This window comes from Stenotrophomonas mexicanensis, from assembly GCF_032911605.1.
GTDB classification, from domain to species: domain Bacteria; phylum Pseudomonadota; class Gammaproteobacteria; order Xanthomonadales; family Xanthomonadaceae; genus Stenotrophomonas; species Stenotrophomonas maltophilia_A.
In genome coordinates this window covers 1-8,045 of record NZ_JAWJTG010000077.1, presented here as the reverse complement: position 1 = coordinate 8,045, position 8,045 = coordinate 1, and the positions used below count along the sequence as shown (strand labels likewise).

Annotated in this window: 7 protein-coding genes; 5 read left to right on the top strand and 2 right to left on the bottom strand. The window is 66.7% G+C overall.

The window, feature by feature from the left end; genetic code table 11:
* Positions 1 to 73: 73 nt before the first annotated feature.
* Positions 74 to 460 (bottom strand): DUF2628 domain-containing protein, encoded by a 387-nt coding sequence (locus R1L06_RS20185; protein WP_071227807.1) that lies wholly within the window; start codon positions 458 to 460, stop codon positions 74 to 76.
* Positions 461 to 677: 217 nt separating this feature from the next.
* Between R1L06_RS20185 and R1L06_RS20180 the strand changes: the two genes are divergently transcribed.
* Positions 678 to 848 carry a hypothetical protein gene (locus R1L06_RS20180; RefSeq protein ID WP_165929944.1) on the top strand — a complete coding sequence of 57 codons (171 nt, stop codon included), beginning with the start codon at positions 678 to 680 and terminating at the stop codon, positions 846 to 848.
* A gap of 60 nt (positions 849 to 908) precedes the next feature.
* Here the strand turns inward: R1L06_RS20180 and R1L06_RS20175 are convergent, their stop codons facing one another.
* Positions 909 to 2,954, bottom strand: coding sequence for a TonB-dependent receptor domain-containing protein (locus R1L06_RS20175; RefSeq protein ID WP_164080612.1), 2,046 nt, complete (start codon positions 2,952 to 2,954; stop codon positions 909 to 911).
* A 493-nt stretch (positions 2,955 to 3,447) separates the two neighbouring features.
* On the opposite strand from R1L06_RS20175, the gene mdoH reads away from it, so the two are divergent.
* From mdoH to R1L06_RS20155, 4 genes are read left to right on the top strand one after another with little or no spacing between them, the layout of a single operon-like run.
* Positions 3,448 to 5,373 (top strand): glucans biosynthesis glucosyltransferase MdoH, encoded by a 1,926-nt coding sequence (gene mdoH, locus R1L06_RS20170; protein ID WP_032128590.1) that lies wholly within the window; start codon positions 3,448 to 3,450, stop codon positions 5,371 to 5,373.
* 50 nt (positions 5,374 to 5,423) lie between these two features.
* Positions 5,424 to 6,083 (top strand): alpha/beta hydrolase, encoded by a 660-nt coding sequence (locus tag R1L06_RS20165; RefSeq protein WP_080291776.1) that lies wholly within the window; start codon positions 5,424 to 5,426, stop codon positions 6,081 to 6,083.
* Between the two features lie 3 nt (positions 6,084 to 6,086).
* Positions 6,087 to 7,130: a sensor histidine kinase gene (locus tag R1L06_RS20160; protein ID WP_185749935.1), complete on the top strand. Its 1,044-nt coding sequence runs from the start codon at positions 6,087 to 6,089 to the stop codon at positions 7,128 to 7,130.
* Positions 7,131 to 7,140: 10 nt separating this feature from the next.
* Complete coding sequence (locus R1L06_RS20155) at positions 7,141 to 7,872, top strand: LytR/AlgR family response regulator transcription factor (protein WP_010481294.1); 732 nt, start codon at positions 7,141 to 7,143, stop codon at positions 7,870 to 7,872.
* Positions 7,873 to 8,045: the final 173 nt, after the last annotated feature.

Sequence of the window (8,045 nt, the reverse complement as noted above, 5' to 3'; positions counted from 1 at the left end):
CGCCCGGCCAAGGCGGGGCGTCTTCATTTCTGCTTGATGCTATGCCAGGCCGGAGTGCGGCGGCAGCATCGCGTCAGAACATGCCTTCGAAGGGATTCCAGCTGGCTTTGCCCTTCACCTGCTCCAGGTAGTAGCTGTAGTTGGTGCTGGCGGCAACCAGGAAGTTCATGGCGATGAACAGCGGGCGCGCGATGATGTCCGGCAGGAACAGGGACACGATGCCCAGCACGAGGCCGATGCCGATCACCACCAGCGCCTTGCGCCACATGCCCAGAATGAACAGGTAGATGAAGCCGAAGAAGAAGGCGAAGAAGTTGATGTTGATCTTGAGGCGGTCGCCGAAGGACAGCGCCTTCCAGGCTTCCTTGAAGCGCGGCTCCTTCGGAGCGCCGTGCTGCTGGAAGAAATTGAAGCGGAACTGCCACTTCGGGCTGAAGCGGGAGAGGTCGACGGCGTTCATTGACGATTACGTCCTTGTAGGAAAACGGTTACATGATACGAGGCCTACGGTTCAGGAAACTACCCTCAACCGTCAAAAATGTGACGCGCCCGGCATGTGCAGGCCTGCGGCGGGGCGCCGCACCGTCACCCATCCGCCTTGTTTTTAGGATAGGGTGCGCAGTTCCGCTGCCGCCCCAGCTGAACCCGGGCGGCGGCGGGATGTCCATGGAGGTTGCATGACCACACCTGCTATACCGGAAAACGCACCGGGACCGGTGCTCCTGCCGACACCTGAAGTGGTGCAGGCACAACAACTGCTCGCACGCCAGCAACTGGCGGTAGCGATGGACCGTGCACGCACGGCCGCTACGCAGAACGCGGCCGCGGCCGCGCTGGAAAGCGAGTAATCCGCAACACCGCCGATCGCGCTGGCGTGCTGCCAGCGCGATCGCGGCGCGCGCCGCCGGTCAGAACCGCGCCGTCATGCTCATGAAGTAGCTGCGCCCGGCCACGAAGTAGTCGGTGGAGCCTTCGGCATACAGCTTCTTGTCGGCCAGGTTGCTGACACCGCCGCGCAGGGTCAGTACCTCGTTGACGTTCCAGGCAGCGGTCAGGTCATACAGGGTGTAGGCCTTGAGGAAGGTCGTTGCGGTACCGGTCTGCTTGCCGGTGTATTGCGCCGACAGGCTGCTGGAAAACACCGTGTTGGGCGTCCAGTCCAGCGACGAATAGCCGGAAAACTCCGGCGTATCGATCAGATTCCTGCCGGTGGTCAGGTTCTTGGCTTCCTTCATCCAGGTGGCCGAGGTGCGCCAGCGCCACTGCTCGCCAAAGCGGACATTGAAGTTGCCTTCCATGCCACTGGTGCGCGCGCGCTGCACGTTGCTCATGCGCGTCCACCAGATGCCGTTGAACTTGCCCAGGGGCGCGTACTCGATCTTGTTCTTGAAGTCGGTATGGAAGTAGGTCAGGCCGGCATCGAACAGGTCATTGTCGAAGCTGATGCCGATCTCTCGGTTGGTGCTGGTTTCCGGGTCCAGGTCCGGGTTGCCGGCCATGTAGCAGCCACCGCGGGTATAGCCCAGCGGGATCAGCGAGGTGCAGCCGCGGCCGCCGGACTGGGTGGCCGCGCTGGGCGAATTCTCGGTCAGGCTGGGCGCGCGGAAGCCCTTGGAGACGCCACCGCGGATCGTCCACTGTTCGGCCGGGTGCCAGACCAGGTACGCACGCGGGCTGACGTGGCTGCCGAACTTCTCATGGTGGTCAAGGCGTGCGCCCAGGGTCAGCGCCAGCGTGCGGTGCAGCTTCAGTTCGTCCTCAACGAACAGTGCCCAGGTATCCACTTCCAGGTTGGAGCCGCTGACGGCATTGCCGGCATAGTCGATCGGCGCGCGGCCGATGGTATCGGTATTGGTCAGTTCCTGGCGCTTCCACTGGCCACCGACGGCGAACTGGTGTTCAACGCCCAGGGTGAACGGCGTGGTCAGGCTGCCTTCGATGATCGTATCGGTCGCCTCGGAGCGGCCGGTGGCACCGATGTCGTTCTTGTACTCGGTCCAGTAGGCGCTGAGCTTCGAGTTGCCGAAGCTCCACTTGCCATCGTGGTTGAGTGCCAGCGAGCTGCGCTTGAGTTCGCTGGCACCCCAGGCGCCTTCGTCCTGCTTTTCCAGCGATGCGTCGATGAAGGCCTGCTGCACGCCGTGGCCGGCTTCCAGCGACAGTTCCTGCGCATCGCTTAGCTTCCACTGCAGCAGCGCGTCGACATTGCGGTCCTTCTCGCCGGCGTAGGCATTGCCATAGACACCACCGTTGGAGCGGTCCGAGTCGCGGCGCATGCTGTTGGCACCGATGCGCAGGCCGAAGCGCTCGCCGAGCGGGCCGGAGAACGTCGCACCGATCTGCTGGGTATCACCGCGCTTGCCATCACCCGGGCGGGTATAGCTGTGGGTGGCGCTGCCGTTCCAGTCATCACCGATGCGCTTGGTGATGATGTTGATCACGCCGCCCATGGCGTCGGAGCCGTACAGCGACGACATTGGTCCGCGCACCACCTCGATGCGTTCGATCTGGTCGGGCGAGATCCAGTTCAGATCCTGGCGGCCGAGGTCGGGACGGTAGTTGGTCGAGGCCGAGCTGCCCATGCGCTTGCCGTCCACCAGCACCAGCGTGTAATTGGACGGCATGCCACGCAGCTTGATCTTGGACTGCTCGCCGACCGCGCTGAGGCCACCGGTCACGCCCGGCACGCGGCTGAGCAGGGTGGCCAGGTCGTGCACGGGCTGGCGCTCGATGTCCTCACGGCTGATCACGCTGATGCTGGCCGGTGCATCCTTGATCCATTGCTGGTTGCCCGAGGCGGTGACCACCACGGTATCCAGATCCTTGGTGGAGGCATCGGCGCTGGCCTCTGCGGCGGCCAGGCCGGGCAGGGCCAGCAGGCAGGCGGTGGCCAGAGCGCAGGCCAGGCGGGTGCGCGGCAGGCGCGCGGAAGGGGTACGGAACGACAGGGACATGACGGCTTCCATCGGAGGAGGGGGACCCGGTGGAAGCAGCAGGCGCACGCAGACAGCAGGCAGCCCCCTTCCATGGGTCGTTGGGCGCTGGGTTGGAACCGGCGCAGCTGGGTGGGTCTCGGCCGTGCGGAAGACGGTGACCTGCCTGGTTAATGAAATGATAACCGTTCGCGTTTGTTACGATCCAGTACCTGGGGCGACCAAGTGACATCCGTTCCCCTGCCCCGGCACTCGCCTGCTGTTTGCTGAATGGGGATAAATCCCGGCGTAGACCTTCGCACTCGGCTTACATCCGGCGCCCTAGACTGAGCCGCATTTTCGATTCCGCCCCGTTGGAGATCGTGTGGGTTCCGGTAGTGACAGACAGCGACTGCGTGGCGTGACGCCGACGCAGCCAGGACAAGTGCGGGCGCCGGGAAAGCGCGCCGGGAACCTTGGTGCATGCAGCCCGGCAGGGATGGCCGGCCGTGCCGACTGCGCGGAGTAGGCGGCAATGGAGGTGCAGACCATCCATGCGGAAGCAGATACGTCCCGGCTTGATGCCGGCTGGACGCTGCTGCCGGCCGAATCGCCGTTGCAGATGCCCGAGCAGACCCTGCGCGAAGGCCAACTGAAGGTTCGCCGCCACCGCACCTCGCCGCGGCTGATCGGCCTGCGCCGGTTCTATATCTTCGGCGGCACGCTGGCGATGACCGCCATCGCTACCCGGATGATGTGGCGGGTGCTGTCGGCCAATGGCATCAGCGTGCTCGAGGCCTGCCTGCTGGTGCTGTTTGTCGGCCTGTTCGCCTGGATCGCGCTGTCTTTCGCCAGCGCCGTGGCCGGCTTCCTGACTGCCGTGTTCGACCGGGGGTATCGCCTCGGCATCGACCCGGACAAGCCACTGCCGACGGTGCACAGCCGCACCGCGCTGCTGATGCCGACCTACAACGAAGATCCGCGCCGGCTGCTGGCCGGCCTGCAGGCGATCTACGAGTCGGTGGCCGCCACCGGCCAGCTCGACCGGTTCGACTTCTTCGTGCTCAGTGATACCCGGCGCGAAGACATCGCGCGGGCCGAGGAGCAGGTGTTCGCCGAACTGCGCGAGCGCGTGCCCGATGGCCAGGCGCGGCTGTTCTACCGCCGCCGTGGCGACAACAGCGGGCGCAAGGCCGGCAACATCGCCGACTGGGTCCGCCGCTTCGGCGGTGCCTACCCGCAGATGCTGATCCTGGACGCCGACAGCCTGATGACCGGCGACAGCATCGTGCGCCTGGTCGCGGGCATGGAGCACAACGCCGACGTCGGCCTGATCCAGACCCTGCCGTCGGTGATCGGCGGGCGCACCCTGTTCGCGCGCATGCAGCAGTTCGGCGGCCGTGTGTACGGTCCGGTGATCGCCCGTGGCGTGGCCTGGTGGCACGGTGCCGAGAGCAATTATTGGGGCCACAACGCCATCATCCGCACCCGCGCCTTCGCCGATCAGGCCGGGCTGCCGGCGCTGCCGGGGCGCAAGCCGTTCGGTGGCCACGTGCTCAGCCATGACTTCGTCGAAGCGGCGCTGATGCGTCGTGGCGGCTGGGCCGCGCACATGGTGCCGTACCTGGGCGGCAGCTATGAAGAAGGTCCGCCGACCCTGACCGACCTGCTGGTGCGCGACCGCCGCTGGTGCCAGGGCAACCTGCAGCACGGCAAGGTGGTCGGCAGCCGTGGCCTGCACTGGATCAGCCGCATGCACATGCTGATCGGCATCGGTCATTACTTCACCGCGCCGATGTGGGCGATGCTGATGCTGATCGGCATCGCCATCCCGCTGTTCCAGGAAGGCATCGATTTCAACGCGCTGCTGCACCTGTCGCCCAGCGTGTACTGGCGGGCCCAGGACGAGGAACAGGTGGTGCGCCTGTTCGCGGCGACCATGGCGGTGCTGCTGCTGCCCAAGGTGCTGGGTTACCTGGCGATGCTGCTGGACCCGGTCGACCGCCGCGGGTGTGGCGGTGCCCTGCGCGCGTTCGTCTCGATGCTGGTGGAAACCGTATTGGCCGCGCTGATGGCGCCGGTGGTGATGTACGTGCAGTCGCGCGGCGTGGCCGAAGTGCTGTCCGGCCGCGATTCGGGGTGGGACGCGCAGCAGCGTGACGATGGTGGCATTTCGTGGCTGGCGCTGATCCGAGGCTACGGTGGGCTGGGGGTGTTCGGCGCCTTCATGGGCATGCTGGCCTGGGCGGTGTCGCCATCGCTGGCCGCGTGGATGGCGCCGGTGGTGATCGGCATGGTGCTGGCGGTACCGGTGGTGGCACTGACGTCTTCGCGTGGCCCCGGCGCCTTCCTGCACCGGCTTGGCCTGCTTGATATCCCCGAGGAGAACATCCCGCCGCCGGTGCTGGTACGTGCCGCGCAGCTGCGCCGGGAAGCGGCCGAACAACCGCCGCTGTACTGATCGTCCCGCGGCAGCGGCATAATGCGGCTCGAACTTGAAGGAGCCGCATCATGCTGCAAACGGTGGAACAGGAGACCGGCGCCTCGCCGCAGTGGTCGGTGATCTGGCTGCACGGCCTCGGTGCCGATGGCCACGACTTCGCGCCGATCGTGCCGGAGCTGGTGCGTCCGCATTGGCCGGCGCTGCGCTTCGTGTTCCCGCATGCACCGGTGCGGCCGATCACGATCAACAACGGCGTGCCGATGCGCGGCTGGTACGACATCGTCGGCATGGATTTCCGTTCGCGCGCCGACATGGTGGGCGTGCAGGAATCGGTGGTGCAGCTGGATGCGCTGATCGCGCGCGAGATCGAGCGTGGCATCGCGCCGGAGAAGATCTTCCTGGCCGGTTTCTCGCAGGGGGGCGCGATCATCCTGACCGCCGCGCTGTCACGCACTGCGCCGCTGGCCGGCCTGATCGCGCTGTCCACCTACCTGCCCGAAGCCGACGGCGCAAAGCGCGCTGAAGGCGCCGTGCAGGTGCCGGTGTTCATGGCCCATGGCAGCAGCGATCCGGTGATTCCGCAGGCGGTGGCCGCACACAGTGCGCAGGCACTGCAGGCGCTGGGCCTGGAGGTGGAATGGCACAGTTACCCGATGGCCCACCAGGTCTGCGCCGAAGAGATCCAGGCGCTCGGTGACTGGTTGCAGGAACGCCTGGGCGCTGCCTGACCCATGCCGCCGGCCAGCGCCCCGCCCTGGATGCCGGAACTGTGCCGCCTGCCGCGGCTGGCGGCGATGCTCGGCCTGGCCGAACTGGTGGTGGTGGTGCTGGCCCTGGCCCCGGATGGCAGCCGCCACTGGACCGTGGGAGAACTGCTGTCGGCCAGTGGTTTCGCGTTGTGGCTGGCGCTGGCCGTAACGGCCAGCCTGTGCCTGCTGCGGAACGCGTTGTCGAGGTTGCCACAGGTTCTGGGGGCGGTCTCGGCCATCGCACTGGCGACGCTGATCGCGGTGGTCTGCGCGGGCATCGTGCATGCCCTGTACGCGGTGCTTGGCGACAACTTCGCCCGCGGCATCAGCTTCTGGCGCTTCACGCTGGGCAGCGCGGCGACGACGGCGCTGATCACTGCCTTGGCCCTGCGCTACTTCTATGTGAGTGATCGCTGGGCCGCGCAGGTACAGGCCAACGCACGCGCACAGGCCGATGCCCTGCAGGCGCGGATCCGCCCGCACTTCCTGTTCAACAGCATGAACCTGATCGCCAGCCTGCTGCATCGCGACCCGGTCGTGGCCGAGCGTGCGGTGCTGGACCTGTCCGATCTGTTCCGTGCCGCGCTGGGGGCGGGCGAGGGTGATTCCACCCTGCGTGACGAATGCGAGCTGGCCGAGCGCTACCTGTCGATCGAATCACTGCGCCTGGGCGAGCGCCTGCAGGTGCGCTGGCAGCGCGACGAACCGCTGCCCTGGGATCTTCCCCTGCCTCGCCTGGTACTGCAGCCGCTGGTGGAGAACGCCGTGCTGCATGGCATCTCGCGGCTGCCCGAGGGTGGCACCATCGAGTTGCAGCTGATGCGCGAGGGTAATGAACTGCAGATCTGCGTGCGCAATCCGGCGCCCGACCCGCAGGCCCCCGGGCTGGCCCTGGCGCGCGGTGCCGGCCATGCCCAGCACAGCATCGGCCATCGGCTGGCCTGGCGCTTCGGCAGCGCCGCGCGGATGACGGCTGGCTGGAGCGAGGGCTACTATGCCTGCCAGGTGACAGTGCCGATCCAGTGAGGGAGCGATCGTGAGGGTAGTCATCGCCGATGACGAACCGCTGGCGCGTGAGCGCCTGCGCAGCCTGTTGGCCGCGCAGGACGGCGTGGATGTGGTGGCCGAGGCCGGCAACGGCGAGCAGGCCCTGCACGCGTGCGCGGAGCTGCAGCCGGACCTGGTCCTGCTGGATATCGCTATGCCCGGGCTGGATGGCCTGGAAGCCGCCCGCCACCTGGCCAGCTTCGAGCCGCGGCCGGCGGTGGTGTTCTGCACCGCTTACGATGCGCATGCGCTGTCGGCGTTCGAGGCGGCCGCGATTGATTACCTGATGAAGCCGGTACGTGCCGAGCGTCTGGCCGCGGCCATCGCGCGCGCGCGCACGTTCCTGGCCGGCCGCGATGGCCAGCCACAGGACCACCGCGGGCAGCAGGCGCGCAGCATGCTGTGCGCGCGCCTGCGCGGCAGCCTGCGCTTGATTCCGCTGGACGACATCCATTACCTGCAGGCCGAAGAGAAGTACGTGGTGGTGCACCACGCGCGCGGCGAGGACCTGATCGAAGAGTCGCTGAAGTCGCTGGAAGAAGAGTTCGCCAGCCGCTTCATCCGCATCCATCGCAACTGCCTGGTGGCACGCCATGAGCTGGTGGAGCTGCGTCGTGGCACGGGTGGGCAGGTGCAGGCGATGTTGCGCCATGGCAAGCAACCGCTGGAAGTCAGCCGCCGCTGCGTGGCGACGCTGAAGCAGGAACTGCGGCATCTGTGAGTGTTCCGCGCGGCCTGCGGCCGCGACTGCTTACAGATCAACATCAAGATCAACAGCAACAGCAACAGCAACAGCAACAGCAACAGCAACAGCAACAGCGGGTCATGGCTCGGTATTTCTACGTGCTGGGTCGGGCCGGGGTGGGGTGGCGGGACACGCTGCAAGTACATCCC

Coding starts and splice junctions, on each gene's coding strand:
- R1L06_RS20180 (WP_165929944.1), top strand. CDS start 678: ATGACCACACCTGCTATACCGGAAAACGCACCGGGACCGGTGCTCCTG.
- mdoH (WP_032128590.1), top strand. CDS start 3,448: ATGGAGGTGCAGACCATCCATGCGGAAGCAGATACGTCCCGGCTTGAT.
- R1L06_RS20175 (WP_164080612.1), bottom strand. CDS start 2,954: ATGTCCCTGTCGTTCCGTACCCCTTCCGCGCGCCTGCCGCGCACCCGC.
- R1L06_RS20165 (WP_080291776.1), top strand. CDS start 5,424: ATGCTGCAAACGGTGGAACAGGAGACCGGCGCCTCGCCGCAGTGGTCG.
- R1L06_RS20160 (WP_185749935.1), top strand. CDS start 6,087: ATGCCGCCGGCCAGCGCCCCGCCCTGGATGCCGGAACTGTGCCGCCTG.
- R1L06_RS20185 (WP_071227807.1), bottom strand. CDS start 460: ATGAACGCCGTCGACCTCTCCCGCTTCAGCCCGAAGTGGCAGTTCCGC.